This is a genomic window from Bacillus sp. FSL L8-0358, from assembly GCF_038593095.1.
Taxonomy (GTDB): Bacteria; Bacillota; Bacilli; order Bacillales; family Bacillaceae; genus Bacillus; species Bacillus subtilis.
Map to the genome: position 1 here is coordinate 3,812,682 of NZ_CP151962.1, position 23,991 is coordinate 3,836,672.

The 23,991-nt window shown below is 45.0% G+C and carries 26 protein-coding genes; 9 read left to right on the plus strand and 17 right to left on the minus strand.

Features of this window, described 5'->3' with window-relative positions:
• Positions 1-4: 4 nt before the first annotated feature.
• Genes qoxD through qoxA form a run of 4 tightly spaced genes read right to left on the minus strand, consistent with a single transcriptional unit; the run spans position 5 to position 3,951 of the window.
• Entirely contained in the window at positions 5-379 is a 375-nt protein-coding gene (gene qoxD / locus NYE49_RS19575) for a cytochrome aa3 quinol oxidase subunit IV (protein WP_015384989.1), read from the minus strand.
• A gap of 1 nt (position 380) precedes the next feature.
• Positions 381-995, minus strand: coding sequence for a cytochrome aa3 quinol oxidase subunit III (gene qoxC, locus NYE49_RS19580; protein ID WP_015384990.1), 615 nt, complete (start codon positions 993-995; stop codon positions 381-383).
• 13 nt (positions 996-1,008) lie between these two features.
• Complete coding sequence (gene qoxB, locus NYE49_RS19585) at positions 1,009-2,958, minus strand: cytochrome aa3 quinol oxidase subunit I (protein WP_003227407.1); 1,950 nt, start codon at positions 2,956-2,958, stop codon at positions 1,009-1,011.
• A 27-nt stretch (positions 2,959-2,985) separates the two neighbouring features.
• Positions 2,986-3,951, minus strand: coding sequence for a cytochrome aa3 quinol oxidase subunit II (gene qoxA / locus NYE49_RS19590; RefSeq protein ID WP_010886637.1), 966 nt, complete (start codon positions 3,949-3,951; stop codon positions 2,986-2,988).
• Positions 3,952-4,465: 514 nt separating this feature from the next.
• Between qoxA and NYE49_RS19595 the strand changes: the two genes are divergently transcribed.
• Positions 4,466-4,711: a GlsB/YeaQ/YmgE family stress response membrane protein gene (locus tag NYE49_RS19595; protein ID WP_009968363.1), complete on the plus strand. Its 246-nt coding sequence runs from the start codon at positions 4,466-4,468 to the stop codon at positions 4,709-4,711.
• Between the two features lie 66 nt (positions 4,712-4,777).
• Here the strand turns inward: NYE49_RS19595 and galT are convergent, their stop codons facing one another.
• The 4 genes from galT to slrC form a co-directional block, all read right to left on the minus strand.
• Positions 4,778-6,319, minus strand: coding sequence for a UDP-glucose--hexose-1-phosphate uridylyltransferase (galT, locus tag NYE49_RS19600; RefSeq protein ID WP_047183381.1), 1,542 nt, complete (start codon positions 6,317-6,319; stop codon positions 4,778-4,780).
• 3 nt (positions 6,320-6,322) lie between these two features.
• Complete coding sequence (locus tag NYE49_RS19605) at positions 6,323-7,495, minus strand: galactokinase (RefSeq protein WP_015384993.1); 1,173 nt, start codon at positions 7,493-7,495, stop codon at positions 6,323-6,325.
• Between the two features lie 80 nt (positions 7,496-7,575).
• Positions 7,576-7,959, minus strand: a complete 384-nt coding sequence (locus NYE49_RS19610) for a GtrA family protein (RefSeq protein WP_003227398.1) — start codon at positions 7,957-7,959, stop codon at positions 7,576-7,578.
• A gap of 17 nt (positions 7,960-7,976) precedes the next feature.
• Positions 7,977-8,648 (minus strand): transcriptional regulator SlrC, encoded by a 672-nt coding sequence (gene slrC / locus NYE49_RS19615; protein WP_003227396.1) that lies wholly within the window; start codon positions 8,646-8,648, stop codon positions 7,977-7,979.
• Between the two features lie 354 nt (positions 8,649-9,002).
• Here slrC and slrA point away from each other — a divergent pair, with 354 nt between their 5' ends.
• The 3 genes from slrA to NYE49_RS19630 all read left to right on the plus strand — a co-directional run bounded on the left by slrA (position 9,003) and on the right by NYE49_RS19630 (position 11,450).
• Positions 9,003-9,161: a transcriptional regulator SlrA gene (gene slrA / locus NYE49_RS19620; RefSeq protein WP_003243648.1), complete on the plus strand. Its 159-nt coding sequence runs from the start codon at positions 9,003-9,005 to the stop codon at positions 9,159-9,161.
• 442 nt (positions 9,162-9,603) lie between these two features.
• On the plus strand, positions 9,604-9,912 hold the full coding sequence (locus NYE49_RS19625; RefSeq protein WP_003222190.1) for a DUF485 domain-containing protein: 309 nt from the start codon (positions 9,604-9,606) through the stop codon (positions 9,910-9,912).
• Positions 9,909-11,450 (plus strand): cation acetate symporter, encoded by a 1,542-nt coding sequence (locus NYE49_RS19630; RefSeq protein ID WP_047183382.1) that lies wholly within the window; start codon positions 9,909-9,911, stop codon positions 11,448-11,450. The genes NYE49_RS19625 and NYE49_RS19630 overlap by 4 nt, the downstream gene beginning before the upstream one ends.
• Before the next feature lie 12 nt (positions 11,451-11,462).
• Here NYE49_RS19630 and NYE49_RS19635 read toward each other — a convergent pair whose 3' ends face one another.
• The 7 genes from NYE49_RS19635 to NYE49_RS19665 form a co-directional block, all read right to left on the minus strand.
• On the minus strand, positions 11,463-12,083 hold the full coding sequence (locus NYE49_RS19635; RefSeq protein ID WP_174616690.1) for a DsbA family protein: 621 nt from the start codon (positions 12,081-12,083) through the stop codon (positions 11,463-11,465).
• A gap of 89 nt (positions 12,084-12,172) precedes the next feature.
• A complete protein-coding gene (gene efeB / locus NYE49_RS19640; RefSeq protein ID WP_015384996.1) occupies positions 12,173-13,423 on the minus strand; it encodes an iron uptake transporter deferrochelatase/peroxidase subunit in 1,251 nt (416 codons plus the stop codon).
• Positions 13,424-13,441: 18 nt separating this feature from the next.
• Entirely contained in the window at positions 13,442-14,599 is a 1,158-nt protein-coding gene (gene efeM / locus NYE49_RS19645; protein ID WP_047183384.1) for an iron uptake system lipoprotein EfeM, read from the minus strand.
• On the minus strand, positions 14,596-16,041 hold the full coding sequence (efeU, locus tag NYE49_RS19650) for a ferrous ion permease EfeU (RefSeq protein WP_174616689.1): 1,446 nt from the start codon (positions 16,039-16,041) through the stop codon (positions 14,596-14,598). Before efeU ends, efeM begins: the two co-directional genes overlap by 4 nt.
• Positions 16,042-16,197: 156 nt before the next feature.
• Positions 16,198-16,866 (minus strand): thiamine phosphate synthase, encoded by a 669-nt coding sequence (gene thiE, locus NYE49_RS19655; protein WP_015483872.1) that lies wholly within the window; start codon positions 16,864-16,866, stop codon positions 16,198-16,200.
• A complete protein-coding gene (gene thiM, locus NYE49_RS19660; RefSeq protein ID WP_003244274.1) occupies positions 16,863-17,681 on the minus strand; it encodes a hydroxyethylthiazole kinase in 819 nt (272 codons plus the stop codon). Before thiM ends, thiE begins: the two co-directional genes overlap by 4 nt.
• Positions 17,682-17,688: 7 nt before the next feature.
• The gene (locus tag NYE49_RS19665) at positions 17,689-18,594 is read right to left on the minus strand and encodes a LysR family transcriptional regulator (RefSeq protein ID WP_015483874.1); all 906 of its coding nucleotides are present in this window, start codon (positions 18,592-18,594) and stop codon (positions 17,689-17,691) included.
• 105 nt (positions 18,595-18,699) lie between these two features.
• Between NYE49_RS19665 and NYE49_RS19670 the strand changes: the two genes are divergently transcribed.
• The 4 genes from NYE49_RS19670 (at position 18,700) to NYE49_RS19685 (ending at position 21,281) form a co-directional block, all read left to right on the plus strand.
• Entirely contained in the window at positions 18,700-19,086 is a 387-nt protein-coding gene (locus NYE49_RS19670) for a CidA/LrgA family holin-like protein (protein WP_003227375.1), read from the plus strand.
• On the plus strand, positions 19,068-19,745 hold the full coding sequence (locus tag NYE49_RS19675; protein ID WP_003227371.1) for a CidB/LrgB family autolysis modulator: 678 nt from the start codon (positions 19,068-19,070) through the stop codon (positions 19,743-19,745). The genes NYE49_RS19670 and NYE49_RS19675 overlap by 19 nt, the downstream gene beginning before the upstream one ends.
• Before the next feature lie 102 nt (positions 19,746-19,847).
• Positions 19,848-21,050, plus strand: a complete 1,203-nt coding sequence (locus tag NYE49_RS19680) for a major facilitator superfamily domain-containing protein 6 (protein ID WP_015483875.1) — start codon at positions 19,848-19,850, stop codon at positions 21,048-21,050.
• A 33-nt stretch (positions 21,051-21,083) separates the two neighbouring features.
• Entirely contained in the window at positions 21,084-21,281 is a 198-nt protein-coding gene (locus NYE49_RS19685) for a YwbE family protein (RefSeq protein ID WP_015385004.1), read from the plus strand.
• Positions 21,282-21,314: 33 nt separating this feature from the next.
• Here the strand turns inward: NYE49_RS19685 and NYE49_RS19690 are convergent, their stop codons facing one another.
• Positions 21,315-22,502, minus strand: coding sequence for a class I SAM-dependent rRNA methyltransferase (locus NYE49_RS19690; protein ID WP_015385005.1), 1,188 nt, complete (start codon positions 22,500-22,502; stop codon positions 21,315-21,317).
• Positions 22,503-22,622: 120 nt separating this feature from the next.
• Here NYE49_RS19690 and glxA point away from each other — a divergent pair, with 120 nt between their 5' ends.
• Entirely contained in the window at positions 22,623-23,003 is a 381-nt protein-coding gene (gene glxA / locus NYE49_RS19695) for a glyoxalase GlxA (protein ID WP_015385006.1), read from the plus strand.
• 238 nt (positions 23,004-23,241) lie between these two features.
• On the opposite strand, the gene NYE49_RS19700 is transcribed toward glxA, so the two are convergent.
• Entirely contained in the window at positions 23,242-23,919 is a 678-nt protein-coding gene (locus NYE49_RS19700; RefSeq protein ID WP_047183386.1) for a DUF2711 domain-containing protein, read from the minus strand.
• Positions 23,920-23,991 lie beyond the last annotated feature (72 nt).

The following is a 23,991-nucleotide window of genomic DNA, read 5'->3' on the forward strand; positions in this document are numbered from 1 at the left end:
TGTATTATTCGTTATGGCCTGAATGCTCTGAGTGTTCAGCGCCTCCAGGAGGATTTCCGTCCATATGGTCACCATGGTGATAGTGAGCCGCGAAAATCCAGATGGATCCAAGTACGATAACGATCGCGCCAAAGAATCCGAACAGCGTGTTTCCGACTTGGATCGTGCCGTTTTCGCTCTCTGTCATGTGCATGAACATGAGAAGCTGGAGCGCCGCCTGGATGAAGGCGAAGCCGAAAATGATCCAAAGTTTTGCTGATGAGCTTAGGTCAGTATACACTGCAACCCATAGAGCCAGCAGGGTCAAAACGATAGACAGTGCAAAACCTACAATGTGCTTCCATGGAAAGTGACTGTGTTCAGCAGATTTGTTTGCCATTTTACAGACCCCCCAATCCCATGAGATAGACACCTGTGAAGATGAAAATCCATACAACATCTAAGAAGTGCCAGTACAAGCTTGAGATAAAGATTTTAGATGAAGTTTGCGGAGTTAAGCCGCGTTTCTTCAACTGAATCAGAATTCCTGTGATCCAGAAAATCCCGATTGTTACGTGAGTTCCGTGAGTTCCAAGTAAAACAAAGAATCCAGACCAGAACGCACTTGTACCGAGAGATGCTCCTTCATGTACATAGTGGACAAACTCGTTGATCTCGCACCCGACGAAGCCGGCACCGAGAAGAAGAGTGATAATTGTCCAAATGACTACGCCTTTTAAACTTCCGCGGCGCATTTCATGAACAGCGATCCCGCAGGTAAAGCTGCTGATCAGCAGCAAGAACGTCATAATCATTACCAGATTGACTTCAAATAGTTCGTCTGGCAAGACACCTCCAGCTGTTCTGTTTTTAAGAACGAAGAAGGTTGCAAATAGTGTTGAGAACAACACAATTTCTGCCCCTAAAAAGATCCAAAACCCGAGAATATTAAGTCTGCCGGTTTCAGATTGATATTCCATAGGCGCGTTAGAATTGCCGTGTTCTGCATGTTCCATAACTCACGCCTCCTTATTCGGAAATCTTTCTTTCCGTCTCTTTTATTTCATCAACACTAATGTAGTAGCCGTTGTCGTATTCGAATGAACGCAGAACCATGCAGAGCAGGACTCCGATCAATCCGACTACGCCCATCCAGTACCATTCAAATACCAGTCCAAAGCCAGCGAGACCGAAGGCAACAGACATAAAGAACGGTCTGCCTGAGTTGCTTGGCATATGGATTTTTTTGAATTTGCTTTCAGGGTATAATTCAGTTTTTTCTTCTTTCATATGCAGGAATGCATCTTGAGATTTGACTTCAGGAAGCACCGCAAAGTTGTAATGCGGCGGAATCGCAGAAGAAGTCGCCCAATCAAGCGTACGTCCCACACCCCATGAATCTCCGCTGATTTCACGAGTAGAGTAACGGAAGCTGTAGTAGATGTTATAGCAAAGGATTAAGAATCCTACACCCATCATGAAAGCTCCGACAGTTGAGATAAAGTTCAATGTTGTCCAGCCGTCGTTCGGTCCGTATGTGTAAATACGGCGAGGCATGCCTTGTAACCCCAAGAAATATTGCGGGAAGAAACAAATATTGAACCCGATCATAAAGATCCAGAAGAACCATTTTCCGATTCTTTCGTTCAGCTTGTGGCCGAACATTTTTGGATACCAGAAAATAAATCCGGCGAAACAAGCAAATACAGTACCCGCGATCAGCACATAGTGGAAGTGAGATACAAGGAAGTACGTATTATGGTATTGATAATCCGCTGCTGCCATCGCAAGCATAACCCCTGTAACCCCGCCGATAACGAAGTTAGGAATAAACGCAAGCGCCCACAGCATAGGTGTTGTAAAGCTGATTCGGCCTTTATACATTGTAAAGAGCCAGTTAAAGATTTTAACCCCGGTTGGGATTGAGATTGCCATTGTCGTAATTGAGAAGAATGAGTTAACGGACGCACTGTTCCCCATTGTGAAGAAGTGGTGAGTCCAAACTAAGAAACTCAATACAGAGATGGCGATAATAGAACCAACCATCGCTTTGTAACCAAACAATTGTTTTCTTGCAAAGCTTGAGATGATTTCTGAGAAAATACCAAACGCCGGAAGAATAACGATATATACTTCAGGATGTCCCCAAATCCAGAACAAGTTAGCCCAAAGCATCGGCATACCGCCTGCTTCCAATGTGAAAAAGTGAGCGCCAAACAAACGATCAAATGATAAAAGTGCTAATGCTACTGTAAGTACAGGGAACGCAAACACGATAATAACCATTGTGATCAGTGTTGTCCATGTGAACATTGGCATACGCATTAATGTCATGCCTTTTGTTCTCATTTTTAAGATTGTTACCATAAAGTTGATCCCTGTCATCAGGGTACCGATACCGGCAATCTGAAGTCCGAGGAGGTAGTAGTTCTCACCCGGCCCAGGGCTCATGTCGTTACTTGCAAGCGGCATATAACTCGTCCAGCCTGCGTTCGGAGAACCTCCGATAACGAAAGAAATATTGAAAAGCATCGCCCCTACAAAGAACGTCCAGAAGCTCAGGTTGTTCAAGTAAGGGAACGCAACGTCGCGGGCACCGATTTGAAGAGGCACAACAACGTTGATAAGACCGATTAAGAACGGCATCGCCATGAAGATGATCATGATTGTACCGTGAGTTGTAAAAATTTCATTATAGTGGTTTGAGTCTAAAAAACTGTTATTCGGAAGCGCTAGCTGGGCACGCATCATCAGACCGTCGACACCGCCGCGGAATAACATAATTACAGCAGATATAATGTACATGATTCCGAGTTTTTTATGGTCAACAGTAGTTATCCATTCAGACCACAGCCATTTCCACTTTTTGAAGTAAGTCAGTACAAAAATAATGGCAATGGTTGAAAGCGCAATGGAAACTTGTGCGCCCAGAATTAATGGGTCACCAGTTACGAAAAATTCGTCCCATTTGAATTTCATGCAGGCTTCCTCCTTTCCTGATCAATATCATTCTTCTGTATCATCAGACTTCTTAAATTCGTTTTTCTTTACGTTTTCAAACGGATCTGTTTTAGAGTGCGGTGAAACGGCTTGATAGCCAAGGCGTTTGCGCGCCTCCATCGCGTACTCAGCGTCTTGTCCGTGATCAACGTATTTCAAGTGAGTAGAAGAGAACGTTAATTCGTCCACATTTTCAGGAAGCATCAATTCATCATACTTCTCTTTTGTCAGCTTAGGAGCCTCGTTCTGAGTCTTTTTCACCCAGCTGTTAAAGTCTTTTTCTGTGACTGCATTCACATCAAACTCTTGGTCCGCAAAATGTTCACCTGTGAAGTTCGCATTGCGGCCTTCGTAAGTACCCACTTTGTCAGCCTGTAAGTATTGATCCATCAGCATTCCTGCCATCGCATATTTTTGTCCTCCAAGCTGAGGAATCCATAGCGAAGCCATTGAATCTGCAGATGAGATTTTGAACAAGATCGGGCGGTCGACAGGAATGTTTAAGTAGTTGACCGTTTCAATATCCTGTTCAGGGTAGCTGAATACCCATTTCCAGTCTACCGAAGTAGCATAAACAACAAGAGGCTCTTTGTCTTTTGTTGCTTCAGGAGCTTTTTCTAACGAATATATCGTCTGTACGGTTGGCACAGAAAGTGCAATGACGATTAAAATTGGGATCACTGTCCAGACTACTTCTAAAAACGTGTTACCGTGAATTTCTGGGTTATAAGATCCATTATCTTTGCCTTTACGGTCGCGGTATTTTACTAAAATAATGGTAAATAGAACAAAGACGACCCCGACGATAAACAGCATAAATCCGATAGATAACAGGATTAAATCACTTTGCTGTTCAGCTACAGGTCCTTTCGGATCTAGTACTGAAGCATTGCTGCATCCCCCAAGGACGAAAACCACAGTTAACAGCGCTAATACAAGCAACGGTTTTAATGCTCTGAACAAGAAGATCACCATCCTTCCTATTGATGTAATAAATCTGAAGTGCATACTTCCTCAAAATCTTTTCTCTACTTTGTTATGCTATCAAAAACTTCACATATTAGCTTTATTTTTTTATAAACTTCATCCCATTTTCGCTTAAATGTCATAAAATCGACAAAAATCGCTCCAACTTTATTCACATCTATCGCTTAAGATGAAAAGTTTCTAGTTATTTCCGCATATAAGTAAGAAAAGATGATGAAGAACTAATTCTGACAAATAAAGGTTTACCACAATAAAAAACTTAGGTCAATCAAAAATTTCATTTTGTTAAACTTTCTAGATAGGAATTATTTTTTCCTTGTCTAGCATCTTTTCACACGGTTACCATTTTAACGCATCAAATATTGAAAGAAAAGGCGCAATGAAGAGCCAATATGCTCTGAATTGTCCGTATTTTTTAATGAGAGCATCCAGTTGTTTATCTTATACAAAAAAGAGGAATGATATAAGCAAATAAATAAAAAATAGGATGTGTTGCATGATGAGTTTTCTTATTTCACTTATCGTCGCTATTATTATCGGATGGCTTGGAAGCCTGTTTGTAAAAGGAGATATGCCCGGAGGAATTATCGGGTCTATGATCGCAGGTCTTATAGGCGCCTGGATCGGACACGGGCTGCTTGGAACATGGGGGCCGCACCTAGCCGGATTTGCCATTATTCCAGCGGTAATCGGCGCAGCCATTGTTGTCTTTCTAGTAAGCCTGTTAACCAGAAAAAGAGGATAAAGCAGCACCCAAAGCGTCAGCGCTTTGGGTGTTTGTTTTGCCATAAAAATCGAAAAAGCCTCAACCCTAGCGGTTGAGGCTTTTGACTGGTTTGACGCCCAACTGGTCGATAAACCTTCTGAAGGTCTGTTTTCCTTCCGTTGTCTGTTTAAACACACCGGCGTGTTCAAGAATGCGAGCGAATACATGTCCCAGCTCTTCTTTTATGACTAGATCTGCATTCTCTTTTGTTATGGTTCTTTTTTCCATCATCCGAATAGCCCACTCACTATGTTTTGCCGTGAGCGGATTTTGTTCTAAAGCTGTTTTCGGATCAGCAGAGCATAGCGCCGCTGCTGTTTCTTTCATTTCCTCCTGTAAGCGGCCCGGCAATATCGCCAATCCCATGACCTCAATCAGGCCGATATTTTCTTTTTTAATATGGTGAACTTCCTTATGGGGATGAAATATCCCTAAGGGATGCTCCTCATCCGTCCGGTTGTTCCTCAGTACGATATCGAGTTCGTACAAGTCTCCCCTGCGCCGCGCAATCGGTGTGACCGTATTATGGGGCGTATCGCCTGTATAGGCGGCAATGCCGGCTTTTTCATCGGAATACGTCTGCCACGTGCGGAAGATATGGTCAGCAGCTTCGGCGACATGACCCGGTTCGTCTCCTTGGAGCCTGAGCACAGACATCGGCCACTTCACTAAGCCCAGCGACACGCCGGGATAATCATTTAATTCATAAACGTCTTCCGCTTCTGCACGTGCCATTGGAAAATCATGCGCGCCGCCTTGGAAATGATCATGGCTTAGGATGCTGCCGCCGACAATCGGCAGATCCGCGTTTGAACCGATAAAATAATGCGGATATTGGCCAAGAAATGACAGCAGCCTTTCAAATGTTTTTTTGCTGATCTCCATCGGTTCATGTTCACCTTTTAAGACAATACAGTGCTCTGGATAATAGACATATGGCGAGAATTGCAGGAACCATTGTTCGTCCTCAAGGATGACCGGAATGATTCTGTGATTTTGCCGGGCTGGATGATTCACGCTTCCCTCGAACCCGACATTTTCTTTACACAGCAAACACATCGGATAATTTGTCTGTTCCTGCTCTTTTGCAGCCGCAATCGCTTTCGGGTCCTTTTCAGGCTTTGATAGGTTAATGGTCATTTCCAGCTCGCCATATTCGGTCGGCACCGTCCAATGAACATTTTTGGCGATTCTGTCAGTCCGTATATAATAGACATCCTCTGAATATTGATAGAATTCCTTTGTCGCCTGTTTTGGGCCGTATAATGCTTTTGTCTCTTCAAATTTGCGAATGACCTCGGACGGGGCAGGTACAAAACAGCCCATCAGCTTTGCGCTGAGCAGGTCACGGTACGTATCTGTATCCGCTTCCATTCGGCCGGTTTCGGCAGCCCATTTATAGATGGGAGCAAGCAAGTCCGGCAGGCTTTGTGACTGCTTGATGCTGGTCCCGGAGACCGGCTCGGGATGTGTGATGCCCAGCGCTTCATAAAGACGGTTTCTCGTATATTCCCGATCCCAGATCGAGATCAATTTTCGTTCCAGGCCATACTCAAGCAGCTGTTCCAGATGTTCAATAATACTCATATGTCACTCCCCCTTTAGTTCTCTCGCTCCCTCTCCGATATCCGCGACATAAAAGTCCGCTCGGAGCCCTGTTTTTTCTTGATATCTGTCTCCAACCTTCTGAATAAAATCATCAACGAACTCATCTTTTACAATGCTGATGGTGCATCCGCCAAAGCCTGCTCCCGTCATTCTTGATCCAATTACACCTTCGTGATCCCATGCCGCAAACACAAGCTCATCAAGTTCAGGGCATGTTACTTCATAGTCATCCTTCAATGAAAGGTGGGATTCCTTCATTAACTGCCCGATTTCATCTATATTGTTCTCTTTGAACATATGGGCCGTCTTAATAGCACGATGATTTTCGTATACAGCGTGCTTTGCCCGGCGTCTGTTCGTTTCATTTTGGATCAGGCTGGAATGCGCATCGAAATCAGAAGGCTTGATGTCGCCCAGTGCTGCAATATCGAGGCCTTTTTTCAGATCAAGCAATGCATCATTGCATTCTTGGCGTCTCGTATTGTAGCTTGAGTCAGCCAATGTCCTTTTTTTGTTCGTGTTCGCGATGACCAGCGCGAGGCCTGAGACATTGAGTTTGCTATATTCATAGTCAAGCGTGTCGCAGTTCAGCAGCATCGCATGATGTTTTTTCCCCATTCCAATTGCAAATTGGTCCATAATTCCGCAATTGACGCCGATAAAATGGTTTTCCGCATGCTGCGCCATTTTCACAAGCTCAAGCGCATCTACTTCAGGATGTAAATAGCTTTGGAGCACGACCCCCATCAGCAGTTCAATAGAAGCGGAAGACGACAGCCCCGCCCCGTTTGGAATATTCCCTGAAAATACAATGTCAAAGCCATGGGGAACTGCATATCCCCTCTGTTGAAATTCATAAATCACGCCTTTTGGGTAGTTCGCCCAGTCGTCTTCTTTTTGATAGCGAATATCGTCAAGGCTGCATTCCTTGATGCCTGCGTTTTTAAAATTATCTGAATACATCCGGACAAGCCCGTCTTTTCTTTCTGCAACAGCAGCATATGTACCCATTGTCAGCGCGCACGGAAAGACATGCCCGCCGTTATAGTCTGTATGTTCTCCAATCAGATTCACTCTTCCAGGTGCGAAAAAAAACCGTAATCCCTCTTTTTCTCCGAATACACTTGCAAATATCCCCTTTAGCTCTTCCCGCATGTGCAATCACCTTTCTGGTTTTTATTTTTTATTCCCCTTATTTCTCCATAGAAAACGGCAGATCATATGCTGCAGTCCTCTCATACCCCTTCTTCTTTTGTTTTTTTAAAGACGAGCCATTTGCTCGCAACATAGTTGACGACAACAATGACCGCGTTGTCGAGTATTTTGGCCAAGGTTTCATTTGTATTGAACTGGCCGACAAGAATGATCATCATGCCTAAATCTATGCCGAGAGACAGGACCCGAACGCTGAAAAAAGCAGTGAGCTCTTTCAGCAGGCTCTGCAGATCATGTGTTTTTTGCTGAAACACATATAATTTATTTGTTATGTAAGCAAACAGCACGGACAAAATCCAAGCGGCAACAGTGGCGGCTTTGTAATCCACATTCATGATCTCTACCAATATATAAAAGCTGGCGATATTCACAATGGTTGTGAAAACCCCCATAATGATATACATAATTATTTCTCTATACTTCACTGATGTTCCTCGCTTTCTGAAAAACTTTTCAAAATTCTTGGCCTCTCGTGCTCTCTGTCTAAAGTGAAAAATACCGAGAGTGCGTCTAAAAAGCTGCGGAAGGTGGCTGGCTGGCCCAATACATATGATTGTTTGATGATTCCGTCGAGGACTGCACATATTATTTTAGCCGTATATTCCGGATCAATACAGGCGTCAATCAGCTTTCTCTCCTTCAGCCACTTAATATATAACACATTTTCTTCCACCCACAATTCGTACAGCCGGACATAGGCCTTGCATTTCTTTAAGACTTTATATGTCGGCATGTTCATGGCAAACGAGGTGATGTCCCACGACGGCTTATTTATGTAATAGGAATAAAGCAGTTCTGCAGCGTGTTTTGCAGCCTCGTCCAATGTCAGCGATTTCACTGACTCCCGCTCCATTTGATCAAGATACCCTATAATGATCTTTTTTTTCATCTGACGTTTTTCGAGAAGATACAGCAGAAAATCGTCTTTGCTGACAAAATGAACATAAAATGCTCCTTTGCTGTATCCGGCGGCTCTGCTGATATCTTCTACAGAAACTGGATCATACGCTCGGTCAATCAACAAATTCACGCCAGCGTCTATAAAACTTTCAAATGTTGCTTCTCTTTTAATTTGAAATTTGTTTTTTTTCATATTTTTCTCCTGGCGGTAATGATTACCCTTATCTTACACCGGATCAATCTTTAGCGGTATTTATTTCTTTGAACGGTTATGCTATTCGGTTTCCCAGGGGTCATTTTTAATAGGCTAAATGATTTATTTTCATTTACATACTATCCAGTCAGTATTTAATTGTTTATTATTATAAATAAGGTCCATTGGTTATATTAGTCATTTTTTTAGGGAATAGGTAGGTGGTTTTTCCTTCAGTTTGTGAACACCGAGCAACTATGTGTGAAATTTGTTGTACTCGCCTCATCATCGCGCTGGCTTGTCTTTTATTGCCCGCATGTTGCAGGAAAACATTTTATACAATTGGAGGTTACTATGAAAACTCATGTTAAAAAAGATTTGGACAAAGGTTGGCATATGTTAATTCAAGAAGCTAGATCCATTGGATTAGGCATTCATGATGTGAGGCAGTTTTTAGAATCTGAGACAGCATCGAGAAAGAAAAACCACAAAAAAACCGTCCGGCAAGACTAGTCCGAACAGGCGGATCTATGTACCTCTGGCTTTTCTATCACCTGATCTGAGTTTTCACCATATCCTCTATTCAAAAGCAAATCGCTGCGCTGAGCTTGAGGACAAACGGTGTGTCAGCTAACTACGACAGACAGCCGGTGATGCGATCACCTCTTGGCACATGCATTGTCATAAAGAGGTGATGCGAACATGATAACCGTGCTCTGGTAAACAGCAGCTTTGCTGAGAACAAGCTGCATTCGGTGAGGTTTTGAAAGCAAACTCGTTTATACACGGCCGAGCTTGAAAACCTTCGCCTGTCTTTAGACCACTGTGTTCACCTCTTCACGACTTCCTTCTTTTTTCATCCTCCAGATATTGTTCAACGCATAAATCGGACTTTCAGTACATACCTATTGGTGTACCTTTTTGCTTACGTTTAGCGAATAAAAGGAGGAAAGCCATGTACAAAGCTGATTATAAACAGATTGCTGCAACGCCGTCTTTTCAAGCTTTTTTAAAGCAGAAACGCGCTTTTATTGTTCCTTCTGCGATTTTCTTTTTTGTCTTTTATTTTTCACTCCCTGTTTTGACATCTTATTTCACCTTTTTGAATGCACCGGCCATTGGAGCTGTTTCATGGGCTTGGCTGTTCGCCATCGCCCAATTCGCTATGACCTGGATACTGAGTACTGTGTATTCCCGGAGAGCCGCTCATTTCGATCGGTATGTAAGCGCTTTAAAAGAGGATCTGAAGGGTGAACAGACATGAATATGACTGCTTTTTTATTATTTTTGGCGATTGTTGGTCTGACGCTTATTATCACGTATTTTGCCGCGAAGCGGACGAAAACGACGAGTGAGTTTTATACGGCGGGCGGCGGGCTCACCGGTGTTCAGAATGGACTGGCAATTGCCGGTGACTACATGTCTGCCGCCTCGTTTCTCGGGATTGCCGGAATGATTGCGTTATATGGATTTGATGGCTTCTTTTACAGCATCGGTTTTCTGGTGGCTTATCTCGTTGTCTTGTACATCGTGGCGGAGCCGCTTCGGAATCTCGGAAAGTACACGATGGCAGACATGATTGCCGCTCGCTTTAAAGAAAAGAAAATCCGCGGTGTCGCGGCTCTCAATACCATTGCCATCTCTACTTTTTATATGATCGCCCAGCTCGTGGGGGCGGGAGCGCTGATCAAACTGCTTCTAGGGCTGGATTATACCGCGGCTGTCCTCATCGTCGGAGTGCTGATGACCATTTATGTCGTGTTTGGCGGCATGATCGCGACAAGCTGGGTTCAAATTATTAAAGCCGTTTTGCTGATGGCCGGCACACTCGTGATTTCGATTATCGTGTTTTCGAAATTCGGCTTTAGCCTTAATACCATGTTTGAACAGATGAAAACGACTACTCCGCTGGGCGCTGATTTTTTGAATCCCGGAAATAAATACAAGGTGCCGCTTGAGACCTTGTCGTTAAACTTGGCGCTCGTGCTGGGAACCGCCGGGCTTCCGCATATATTGATCCGGTTTTATACCGTTAAGGATGCCAAGACGGCCCGTACATCCGTTGTGTCAGCGACATGGATTATCGGTGTGTTTTATATTATGACAGTGTTTCTCGGCTTTGGTGCCGCGGCATTTGTCGGTTTTGACGCGATTACGGCGGCTGATCAAGCGGGAAATATGGCGGCTCCGCTTTTAGCAAAAGCACTCGGAGGAGACTTTCTGTTCGCGTTTGTATCAGCCATCGCCTTTGCCACCATTTTGGCTGTTGTGACAGGGTTGGTGCTGTCTGCCGCCTCAGCATTTGCCCATGATATTTACAGCCAGATCATCAGAAAGGGAGAAGCAACTGAAAAAGAACAGATGAAAGCGGCCAGATGGGCTTCTGTCGCCGTGTCAGTACTCTCGATTCTCCTTGCGATTTTTGCACAATCCTTAAATGTGGCGTTCCTTGTTGCACTCGCGTTTGCGGTAGCCGCTAGCGCAAACCTTCCGCTGATTGTGTTTACTGTCTTCTGGAAACGATTCAATGCCTCAGGCGCTTTATGGGGCAGCCTGACAGGCCTGATCAGCGCGCTTGTGCTGGTGTCAATGAGCCCTAGTGTGTGGGACCCGGCCGGAGGTGCTATTTTTACCGGTGATCCGCTCATTCCGCTGTCTAATCCAGGGATTATTTCCATCCCGCTCGGCTTTCTCGGCGCGTGGCTCGGAACGGTGCTGTCGTCTGATAAAACAATTGATGAAGATACGTTTGCAGAAATACAGGTGAAGGCGCATACTGGCGTCCATATGGAACAGGATTAAAAAAAGCTCTCTTTATAGAGAGCTTTTTCCTTGTCTTTTCTTCTGTTCGTCAGAAATCGCTTTTTCAAATACATCCTTGCCGGCAGCACCTGGAATTACAGTGTCGCCGATAATAAAGGTTGGAACGGCTGTGATGTCAGCCTCTTCATAGGCATGCTTCAAAGCTTGGCGCTGCACGTCCTGATATGTTCTTGTTTCCAGTGCTGATTTGAATGATGCACCGTCTAATCCCACTTCCTCGGCGATCTTCGTCAAGATGTCAATGTCGCCGATATTTTGGCCCTCCTGGAAAAACGCCTGAAAGACACGGGTGTTGTATTCATGTCCTTTATTGTATTCCTTCGCAAAATGGAAGCCTTCAAACGCGAGGTCTGTATACGGATGGGGCGAGACGTTTGGAAAATTGATCTCGACTCCTAATTTCTCCGCCATTGGCTGAATTGATGTCTGCCACATGTACTGTTTGGAAGGATCATTGACCGGATCAAGCTGAGGAGATGGGCTTGGACGCAGTTCAAACGGCATCCACTCGACTTCAACATCCTTTCCTTTTATCGCTTCTTCAAAAGCGGCTTTTCCAACGAAACAAAATGGGCAGACGTAATCTGAATAAACTTTAATGTGTACTGTCATGATAATCTCCTTTCGTATAAATTGATTTTAAACTGTAACAATCAAAGTTACAACTGTTTTTTAAATAAAGAAGCCGATTTAGGCTTCTTTTATGATTCCAGCAAACGCTGGGCAATATATTCTCCTTTTTTGCAGCCGCCTGGGCATGCATATAAAGCAGAACCGATTGTTTGTGTATATTCGTTTAACGCATCCTTTGCTGAAAGAGCCTTCAGCATCGGGATAAACTGATTGTCGGGATTTTTTTGAAAACTGATAAACAGAAGACCTGCATCCATATAGCCGGTTTTCGGATCAAGTCCTTCTGTGTAAGAGAAAGCTCTTCGCAAAATTTGTTTTCCCGTAGATTTCGCTAGACTGACGTGCGAATTAGACGGAATTTGATTCAGCTTCACGGGATCTGTTTCCTTTTTCTGCCCAAAAGGCGCCCCTGAGCTTTTTCTGCGGCCGAAGGTATCCTCTTGGTCCTTAAGGGAAGAGCGATCCCATATCTCAAGGAACATTTTGATTTTCCGAAAAGCCATATAGGTGCCGCCCGTCATCCAGTCAGGCTCACCGGACTGAATCCACACGATCGAGTTCATCAAGCTGTCATCCTCCGTGCTCTGGTTGCCTGTTCCATCTTTGAACCCGAAGAGGTTGCGCGGCGTTTCACCATTTTTTCCTCCGCTTAAAAAGCCTTTGTTCACAAAGCGGACCTCACAAGTGCCGACCGCTTGATTTAGCAGGTTACGCAGCGCGTGAAACGCCACTTGCTCGTCGTCTGCACAAACTTGAATGCAGATGTCCCCGCCTCCCTGCTTTTCATCCAGGTTGTCATTGGGCATCGGTGGAAGAGCGGCCAGGTGCTTCGGTTTTTTGCTTTTCAACCCGAAGCGGTCCTTCCCGTCTTTTTCAAAAAAGCCAGGCCCGAATCCGAATGTGACCGTTAAGTTGGAAGGGGATAAATCAGCAGACTCACCTGTATCCTGCGGCGGCAGATATTGATTTCTCTGCTCAGCTGACATTTTCTTTCCAGACGTCAGCATCTGTGTGAGACTTGTCCAGTTTCTAAATAACGTAATGATGTCGCTTTTGTCTTTTGCTGTTACATCCAGTGCAGCAAAATAGACATACGTCTGATGGGCAGTTGTGATTCCGGCCTGATGCTTTCCGTAAAACGGAACAATCTGTTCCTCCTCTTTTTCATCCTTTTTCGATGGCTTAGCCGCAGTCTGAACAAGCGGAGCGAGACCGCCTAGACCGCTGGCACCGATCGCAACGGCTGCCCCCGCCATCGCTCCCCATTTTAAAATGTCCCGTCTGTGAATTTGTTCTGGCTTTTTTTGTTCATCGCTCATGCTGTTACAAAACTCCTTTTATAGCACATTCGCAATCTTCGACATGGTTTCAGAAAGAGTCGTCAGCTTTGTGCTCAGCTCTCTGATTTGCTTTTCACTTAATTTATCATAAGACGTATAGGACTGATCATTTGTTTTGTATTTTGCCATTAAAACTTCAAATTCGCTGAACTCCGTATCCAGTTTTTCCGTCAAGTTGGAGTGATCTTTTACAAGCGCGCTTTTCACTGTTTGATAAACGGCTTCGGAGCCTTCCACATTTGCCATAAGGTCAACTAAATCAATTCGTGAGTAGCGCTCTTCTTCTCCCGTGATTTTCGAAATTCCGGCTTCGTTCAGAAGCTCCATCGCGCCTGCAACAATTTGTTCAGGTGTTAATTTCAGTGATTGAATTGAACCGTCAAGCTCTTTTACATCCTTGAGAAGCTGGTCAGCTGTTGCTTTTTCCCAGGAAATATCTTGATCCTTCCAAATGGCCTTCTCAAGCTTATGGAAGCCTGTCCATTTGTCTCCTTCTTCAACATCGTTTTCTCGCGCATCAATTTTCGGGTCAAGATCTCCAAGGCTTTCAGCGATCGGTTCGATTCGCTCGTAATAAACACGCGCTTTCGCATATAACGTTTTAGATTTTTCGATATCGCCGGATTTCACAGCGCTTGTAAATGCTTCAGTCGCTTTGACAAGCTGGCCACTCTGCTTTTTGACATAGCCTTTATACTCATCCGCTGCTTTTGCCAGCTGATCGCTAGCCTTTTTGCCGCTCTTCTTCGCTTCTGTCAGGTCTTCTAAGGACGCTTTCAGGGACTCGGATTCTGTCTTGATTTTTGCTGTATCCGGTTTGTCTTTTTGCGCTTCTGTGTAGATTGGCTGAAGATGTTTTTCGATTTCTGTATATTCGAATGGATAGTCGCTGCGAATGTCGTTTTCAAAGGAAAGCCAGTAGCTGTTTAACTCTTTCCCCTTCTTTTCAATCTCTTTTTGGTCTCCTTTTTCCGCTGAGTCATTCAGCTTGGAAATGATGGTTTCCATTTTATTTACGGATGCGGTGATTTCTTTAGTGACCCCGCTTTTTTCAGATGAAGCTTTTTCTTTGGTTGAAGATGTGTCGTTGGCTCCGCAGCCTGCGCACAGCGCAAGGATGCATCCGGCTGATACAGCGATTTTTGTGAAATTCATTTTGTCAGTTCCTTTCTGTTTGTAAAATGTTTTGCCGCTTCTGAAACAAGCGCAATCAGTAAAAAGAGTAAAATCAGCATTTGCGGAATCGTGCTGTACACAGACGGATAAATTCCTAGCACCGATACAGACGGCAGCCAGCTTTCTGCATCAGACGGAAGAATGCCCGCCAGTTGAAGGCTGTGAACGCCGGTTCCGAGAAATTTCACGCACATATACAGGACAACCGCCATTGATAGAAGAAAAAACGGCTTCAATGGAATGCGCATTCCGAGCTTGATCATCAGAACACCGACGATGACGAGAACGATAAGCCCTGCGGCAGTTCCGCCGATCAGTTCAGTGAGCGGGAGCTTCCCGACAAGCCCGATGAAAAAGATGACCGTTTCGAGACCTTCTCTTACAACTGCCAGAAATGCAATGAGCGCAAAGGAAAGCAGGCTTCGTTTTTTTAGTGCCTGTGACTTCTGGATATTGATTTTTTCTCTCCATTTATCCATTGAGGCGTTTCTGTGCAGCCACACCCCGACATACAAAAGCATGACAGCGGACAGTACGCCGGTAACGCCGCCAAGCAAGAAATTGTTTTCTCCGAATACACTGGAGGAGAACAGAACCGTGACACCGATGCCGGCTGCTAAGGAAACAGCCATGCCGGCGGACGCCCCGCCCCAGATCCATGTCGAGGAACGCGTAACCCGCGCTTTTTTTGTCATGGTTAATAGCGCTCCGATGACAAGGAGGGCCTCCATTCCTTCACGAACCGGGATCAGCGCCGCATCCCACCAGCTGTAGCTGCTTGAAGCGATCGGCTCGAGCAATTGAATCATTTCGTCAATTTGCTTTGATACCTTTTCAGGATGGCTGCCGATCTCCGCCTTCATCAGCGCCAGATTTTCCTCCGATGTCGTATAGGCTTCTTTCGATTGGGAAACGACGTCTCCCTCAACAGCGAGCCAGGATGTAACTAAATTGTCGATTGCGGATGACGCTTCATCCATTTGTTTTTTTTCTATGAACTGTTTTGTGTCTTTCAAGCTTTGTATATAGGCTGTTAAGGACGCCCTTGATTGACCTGAGGATGTCTTTTTCAGCACGACAGCCTGCTGGTAGGTTTCTAAATGAGATGAAAGCTCTTCAAGCTGTGATTTGAGCTTGCCTGCGTCTTGATTGATAAAAGAAAGAGAAATCATCGCGATATTCGCGTCCATTTCACTGTGAGAAGAAAGGTTTTCTTTCTTAATAGAAGGTTCTTCTTTTTTCCACTTCGCTTTGAAGGTGTCAAACGTTTGTTGTGCCGAATCCATATCCCCGTCTTTTACGGATTTGATCATTTGCTTGTTTAATTGAATTAATGCGGCGATCGGATCATCTTCCGCATGTGCCGCAGAACCGAAAACCATCAACAAGCTGAATAGAATAAGTGCCAGCCCCCGAGCCATCATGTTCCTCCTATAATTGAAAATGATTATCATTGTATAACATAATCATAGCCAGTTCCTGTCCTTTGTCAATTAAAATTTGAAGGTCTGAAAACCTTGATGGACAGCAAAAAAGCTGTCCTTTTACAGAACAGCCCTTTGAAGGAAAATGAACGATTATCTTCCTGTTTTATACGTTTGAATTTCCTCACGAAACTTGCGTGCAGCACTCTCAGGATCCTCCGCCTGACTGATGGCGCTGATCATACTGACACCATCGGCCCCCGCTTGGATAACAGGTGCGGCATTATCTATTGTGATTCCGCCGATGCCGACAATTGGAATGCTGATGCCTTGGCGGCGCACTGCTTCGATAAGAGATACACCCTGTACCGCTCTCGTATCCTTTTTCGTTTCAGTCGGATAGATCGGCCCAAGCCCGACATAATCCGCTCCGTCTTCTTCGGCTTGCTTCACCTCAGACATCGTATGGGCAGAAACGCCGAGAATCATATCACCTATGGCAGCTCTTACCTCTTTCGCATTTGCGTCTTCCTGGCCGATGTGGATACCGTCAGCTTTCAGCTTCAGAGCCAATTCCACATCATCATTGACAATGAACGGAACACCAGCTTCACGGCAAGCTGCCTGCGCTTTTTCAGCAAATTTAATCCGAGCCTCTCCTGTCAGCGCATCCCCGCCTTTTTCACGGAACTGGTACAGGGTGGCACCGCCTTTTAACGCTTTTTGTACAACTGTAACAGGATCGGCTTTCGTATTGTTTGACCCCATAATGAAGTAAACAGATAATAACTCTTTCATCATTTCCCGAGAAATACGAGTCATGAGACAGTCACCCTTTCTATAGTCGCCCATTCTTGGACGTCTTGTTCAGTAACAGTTGAAAGCTTGTTCAGCAATTCAATCTGAAAGCTTCCAGGGCCTTTGTCAGCCGTCTGCTGTGCGGCAAGCTGAGCGGCGACCCCATACGAAGAAATGGCCGCAATAGCAGCAAACAATGGATTTTCTTCCACAGCGCAAAACGCACCGACGACGGAAGTCAGCAGGCAACCGGCGCCTGTCACTTTTGTCAGCAGCTTGTGGCCGTTATGAAGGGTGTATACATGTGACGTGTCGGCTATGACATCAACTTCACCAGTAATCGCAATGACCGTGTTTAGCTTTTGTGCCGCTTGCTGAGCCAGCCGGATGATGTCGCCTCCGCCTTCACCCGCATCAACACCTTTGATCAGCCAATCCGTCACACCGACGGTATGGGCAATTTCCGCCGCATTTCCTCTGATTGCAGCAAGGCGAACCTCACGAATGATGTCACGTGCCGATTCAGTTCGGAACGGTGTTGCTCCGGCACCGACAGGATCAAGAATGACGGGAACGCCATGTTCATTAGCTGATTTTCCCGCGATGATCATCGCTTCGACTGACTCCTTGCTCAGTGTTCCGATATTTAAAACGAGTGCACCCGCAATCTTCGCCATATCGGCGACCTCTTCTTTTGCGTACGCCATAACGGGCGATGCGCCGAGCGCGAGCAGGCCGTTTGCTGTGAAATTCGTTACGACATTGTTGGTTATGCTATGCACCAGTGGGCTATGCCGGCGGACAGCAGTAAGACATTTTGCTGCTGATTGTGCATCCATGTTTGCATCATCCTTTACTATCTTTTTTCGGGTCCCATAAATACGATTTCGTATGTTCGAGCCAAGCTCTGGCCGCAAAGGGCAAGTAACGGTCCTTTCTCCAAATAATGGCGAGGTGCCAAGGGATGACCGGATCGACAAGCGGAATGACTTTCACTTTTTCAGGGTCAAGGCCGCGGCAGATCCGTTCCGGCAGAAGCCCGATCCCAAGGTTGGCTGATACCATCTCACTAATAAAATCCCATTGTGATGTTTCATAAATGATATGGGGCCGGAACCCAGCCTTGATACATTCCGTCATAATTCGGTTGTGCAGGACAAAATCCTCTCTGAAGAAAATAAAAGGCTCGTCCTTCAACTCACGCAGCTGACATTCTTTCTCATCAGCCAGCCGGTGGGAAGGGTGAACGACAAGCATTAAGGTTTCTTTTACGATTGTAAACGAATGAAAGGTATCTTCGTTTGCGGGAAGGACCACAACGCCGATATCAAGAGAGCCGTCCCCGACACCTTCTTGGACTTTTATAGAACCGTCTTCGACTAGCTGAAAGGTGACATTCGGATAGTTTTCACGGAAATCGCCGAGCACTCTCGGGAAAAACCCCGATCCGATCATCGGCGGCAGTCCAATCCGTACGTGCCCTTTCTTGACTTCCATAATATCATTTAATTCTGACGTCAGGTTTTGAAATGATTTAATGATTTCCTGCGCCTGCACATACATGCTATGACCGGCATCAGTCAGTTCCACCTGCCTGCCGTTTCGGTAAAACAGTTCAATTCCGAGCTCTTCTTCTAAATTTTTGATCATTTTTGATATCGTCGGCTGAGAAACATAAAGGGATTGGGAAGCCTTCGTAAAACTTTTTAAACGGGCGACTTCCAAGAAATATGTTAAATGGCGGATATCCATGTGCTTCACCCTTTCTATAGACAAAAGGAATACTTCTTATTCTTAATATATATTTTACCTATAGAGAGACCTTATGTACAATAAGTATATAAGGGAGGCATCAATATGAAAAAACTGTTGCTAACCGTTATTCAAATCGCTCTGTTATTTATATTTGCTCGGCTGATTAATTGGGTGACAGCCCTTCTTCATATAAATATTCCCGGCAGTATAATAGGGATTGTGATTCTTTTCACATTATTGCACTTTAACATTATCAAGCTTGAATGGATCGAGCTTGGTGCAGCGTGGCTTCTCGGGGAGCTGCTTTTATTTTTTATCCCGTCTGCCGTCGGAGTGATTGAATACGGAGACATTATGTCGAAATTTGGTGTCAGCATTCTGCTTGTTGTCATCATCAGCACGTTTGTCGTGATGGTGTCTACAGGAACGCTTACACAACTCATCGCAAAGAGAAAGGAGAAAAAGCATACGTGTTCATCGGAATTGTAAGTTTGTTTTTAACGGTTTTGGTGTATTTAGGGGCAAAAAAGGTATATCAACGCTTTCCGCGTGTTTATACGTCGCCGCTATTGGTGACGCCCGCTGTGTTAGTCGGTCTGCTGCTGCTGGTGAATGTCCCGTACGAGTCCTATAATCTCGGCGGCGGATTGCTGACCGATATGCTACAGCCGGCCACCGTGGCATTCGCGATCCCGTTATATAAATATTTCCCTGTTTTAAAGAAATACGCAGTGGAAATTATTTTGAATGTGGCCGTCGGTTCATGCATCGCGATTATTTCTACCGCTCTTATTGCGAAATGGCTTCACCTCGGCACCGGCTTAATTGACAGCCTCGTCCCGAGATCAGTGACAACGCCGATCGCGATGAACGTATCTGAAATGATCGGCGGAATGCCTGCCGTCACAGCCGTGTTTGTGATTTTAACCGCTTTGCTCGGCACAGTGATCGGCCCGATGGTCATCCGCTATTTCCGTATTGATAACGAAATCGCGCGGGGCGTGCTGCTTGGCACAAGCGCGCACGGAGCGGGAACGTCAAAGGCATTTGAGCTTAGCTCTGTGTCCGGCACGATTTCCAGTGTGTCGATGATCTTAGCTGCGATTATGACGCTTTGCGCGGCGCCGTTTTTACTTTCATTTATGTAAAAAACTGTCCTCTCGAGGGCAGTTTTTTTATGTGCTTCCCCTTATTGAAAAGCTGGCGAATTCCAATATAATGTATTTGTGGATACCAAAGGAGGCACCCTGATGCACAACTTGCAGGTGAGGCGGCATTACGCCGCGTTAAAAGGATTTTATTTGTTTGCTTTTCTCGGTACGGGCAGCATAATTCCCTTACTCAGTATGTATTTAACGAAGGAACAGCATTTAAGCGGATCACAGGTCGGCTTGATCATGTCGCTGGGCCCGATTGTGATGATTTTCTTTCAGCCGTTTTGGGGCATGCTGAGCGACTATACGCAAAAAACGAAAGGCCTGCTGGCGGTTTGCACATCAATCACAGGCATCATTGGATTAGCCTATATTGCATTTGACAGTTTCCCTCTGTTTATTTTGATTGCGGCCTGTTTTGCAGCCTTTCAAAGCACGATTATTCCACTTTCGGACAGCATTTCACTAAGGTACACACAAGAAACAAACGGCAACTACGGCGGAATCCGCCTGTTTGGTTCTCTCGGCTTCGGTGTCGCGGTGTTTGCCATGGGACAGGTGACGAACCAGCTGTACCCCATTCACGTGATCTTTATCTTTGGCTGTGCCTTTCTGTGCATTGCTGCCATATTAGCTTCACAAATGCCCGGCCAGCAGAAAACAACAACAAAGGTCAATATCCGCAAAGGATTCCGGGAGCTTATCAGCAACAAAACTTTCCTCATCTTTATGATCATCACCTTTACGACATTTGCTCCAAACTTAGCGAACAATACGTATTTCAGTCTTTTTCTGGACAAAAGCGGCGCATCTCTTTCCGCTATTGGCATTTTATTTTTCATTGGTGTCATTTCAGAAATTCCATTTATGCGATTCGCCCAAACATTTATAGATAAAATGGGGCTGCTCAACGTCATTATGCTGTCAGGCGGGGTTTCATTATTTAGGTGGGCACTCTATTTCACGGCGCCTTCATTATGGATCATTTATGCGACAGTCTTTCTTCAGGGAGTGGCCATCGGTTTATTTATCCCGGCGGCGCTTCGATATGTGAAAAAGATTACCCCAAGACACGTTGAAGCGACGGCACTGACCATGTACGCCGCCATCGGCAATGGATTCGGCAACTGGTTCTGCACATTTGCAGGCGGGTACATTTTTGACTACGTATCGATCTTCGCAGTCTACTTGCTTTTTGGCATTCTGAGCATAGCAGGCTTTGGCCTGACATTATATTTAATGAAGGCTGAAAAAAACAAAAATACACTTCATCAGCCGGCTGTTACTTTTAAACCATAATGACTATAATGAACAAAAGAAAGGATGTGCGTTATGAACGGGCAAGAGCGAAACAGCATTTCGAAAGGGTTGCAAGTTGATATTGTATTGAAAGCAGATCAAAAAACAGGAAAACTGACGAGAGGGACAGTGAAGGATATTTTGACGAAATCAAGCTTTCATCCGCATGGCATTAAAGTCCGTCTTGAAGATGGCCGCATCGGCCGCGTCCAGCAGATCATTTCTACATAAAAAAAGCTGCCCCTGAACAGGGCAGCTTTTTCATTATTTTTTCTGCAGAAGGACCACTTTCAAGTAGTTGCCTTCCGGAAATGCCGAAATCGTTTTGAAATCCTCCGGCAGCGTAAATTCCTCAATGATGGTGTAGCGTTCGTTTGTTTCTTTAAATGCGGCATCGATAAAGCCTTTGAATTTCTTCATGCCAAAGGCGCTGCTGTTTGTAGAGGCAACAATGACACCCTTGTCAGCAGTGATGGCAATCGTTTCCTTCAGCAGGTTTTTATAATCCTTGGCCGCGCTGAAGGTGCGTTTTTTTGTGCGCGCAAAGGAAGGCGGATCGAGAATAATCAGATCAAAGCGCAAATCCTTTTTTGCAGCATATGAAAAATAGTTAAACACGTCCATCACTTTAATGTCGTGCGCTTCGTAATCCAGTTTGTTCACGCTGAATTGCTCGATCGTTTTGGCCAGGCTTCGGTTTGCCACGTCGACGCTTGTTGTTTTCTCTGCTCCGCCAAGCGCCGCTGCCACGGAGAATGCACCCGTATAAGAAAACGTATTTAAAACGGTTTTCCCTTTTGCATAGCGGTCTCTGATCGCCTTGCGCACATGTCTCTGATCCAAAAAGATGCCCGTCATGGCGCCTTCATTCAGATCCACCGCGTATTGAATGCCATTCTCCTGGATGATGATCGGGAACTCGCCCCTTCTCCCTTTCACGAAGTCATCATCTTCAACGTATTGTCCAGCTGTGTCGAAGCGTTTCTTCTCGTAAATCGCTTTATAGTCAAGATCCATCTCATCCAATGCGGAAATCAGCATGTCTTTAAAGGTGTAAATCCCCTTGCTGTACCATTGAATCAGCAGGTAGCCGTCATAATAGTCGATGGTGACGCCGCCGACACCGTCGCCCTCACCGTTGAACAGGCGGAAAGCTGTTGTATCTTGAGCCTCAAATAGTTTGGCGCGCGCTTGGGCCGCTTTTGTTAATTTGGTGAGAAAAAATGCCTGGTCAACCTGTTCATGTTTATTGCGGGTAAGCGTCCAGCCGACCCCTTTGTTTTGCAGGCCATAATAGCCCCGCGCGAGAAACTCGCCGCTCTCAGACACGATATCAACGAGGTCTCCTTCTTTCATGTGCCCCGCACTCCCTGCGAGAGCTTCTTTTTCAATAAGGGGATAGCCCTTTTTTATTTTGGCAGCATGTGCTTTTTTTAGGGTCAGTAGCTTCATATATGTCGTCCTCTTTCCGTTTGCTTTCTCTTATCGTACCACAAAACACCAAGATGTCTGCATTGACAGAAAGGAAAGGTTTTTCTACGATAGACAAAAAGAGTTACGAGGAGGAGCAGCATGCCAAAACGAATTGACCATACAGGCATCATGGTAAGAGATATTAACGCGTCCATCACATTTTATGAAGAGGTACTCGGCATGAAATTGAAGGATCGCATCACACACACGAACGGTGTAATCGAGCTTGCTTTTCTCGGCTTTGAAGACGGCCCGGAAACAGAAATTGAACTGATTCAAGGCTACAGCAGTGAGCTTCCCGCTGAAGGAAAAGTGCACCACATTGCCCTGCTGACGGATGACATCGCGGCTGAATATACAAAAGCGGAAAGAATGAACGCGAAATTTATTGACGAGGAGATCACAACACTTCCAAACGGATACCGTTATTTCTATATCGAAGGTCCTGACGGTGAGTGGATTGAGTTCTTTCAGCGATAAAAATAAAGAACGTACATTTTGTGATGTACGTTTAGATTGTTGATAAAATCATAAAATGGTTTTCATTTTATGATTTTGTCATCTATTCAGCGTGATTGAAAACCCTTGAAGTCTAGGAAGGACGAGCATCGGAGCACAGCGAATGTTCTAATTCGTGAGCACCGACGCGCAGGCCTGACAACGAATGCGAGGGTTTGTCGATACGCTGAACGTACATTTTGTGATGTACGTTCTTTTTTTATCTATACCAACTGATATACGTTGACTCATCGCAAATCATAGCTTCCCAGCCCATACGTTCAACCAATTCATGGATGTTTTCATCTTTGGCTAAAAAGACATTAATGAATGAGTCATATACACTCATAAACACAAAGTCCATTTTCTCATCAGTCAAAACGAGCTCTGCTGCGGCTTCATCAAGAACCGTCCGCAAGTTGGCCTCAGTTATGTCCAAAACGCCGCGGTTTTCCACAATCGGTTCTGCGTAATAAAACCGATTGGATCCGTTCACACCTAACACCTTTACCAAACTCGGAATATGAAAATTTGAAATAGGATCCTCACTGGGATAATAGAGGTCTCCATTTATGTTTTCATGTAACACCTCAGCCAAATCCTCTCTTGCGCACTCGTCCCTTACAGCGCCTATCGACGTCATTAAAGCCAGCGCCAGCTCAGCATGTGTTTGAAAGCCGCAAGAAGACATAACCTTCTTCCAGGAAACAGCCTTGCCTTTTCCTCTTATTTCATCATCGTTTGGATAAATATGCTCATAATCATTTTTTCTTTTTCCTTTCTCCCATCCTTCAGGCATTTGGATAAAAGGAGAAAAGATAATAGCGGTAGATGAGTATTCAACTGGTACTTGTTGTAAGATCGGTGATTCGTCATCTAACCATATATAATCTAGCATGCGCACCTCCTTTACATATTCTAACATTCCCTTTCATTTGAAAGAAGATGATCAGCCTATGACAGGCTGATC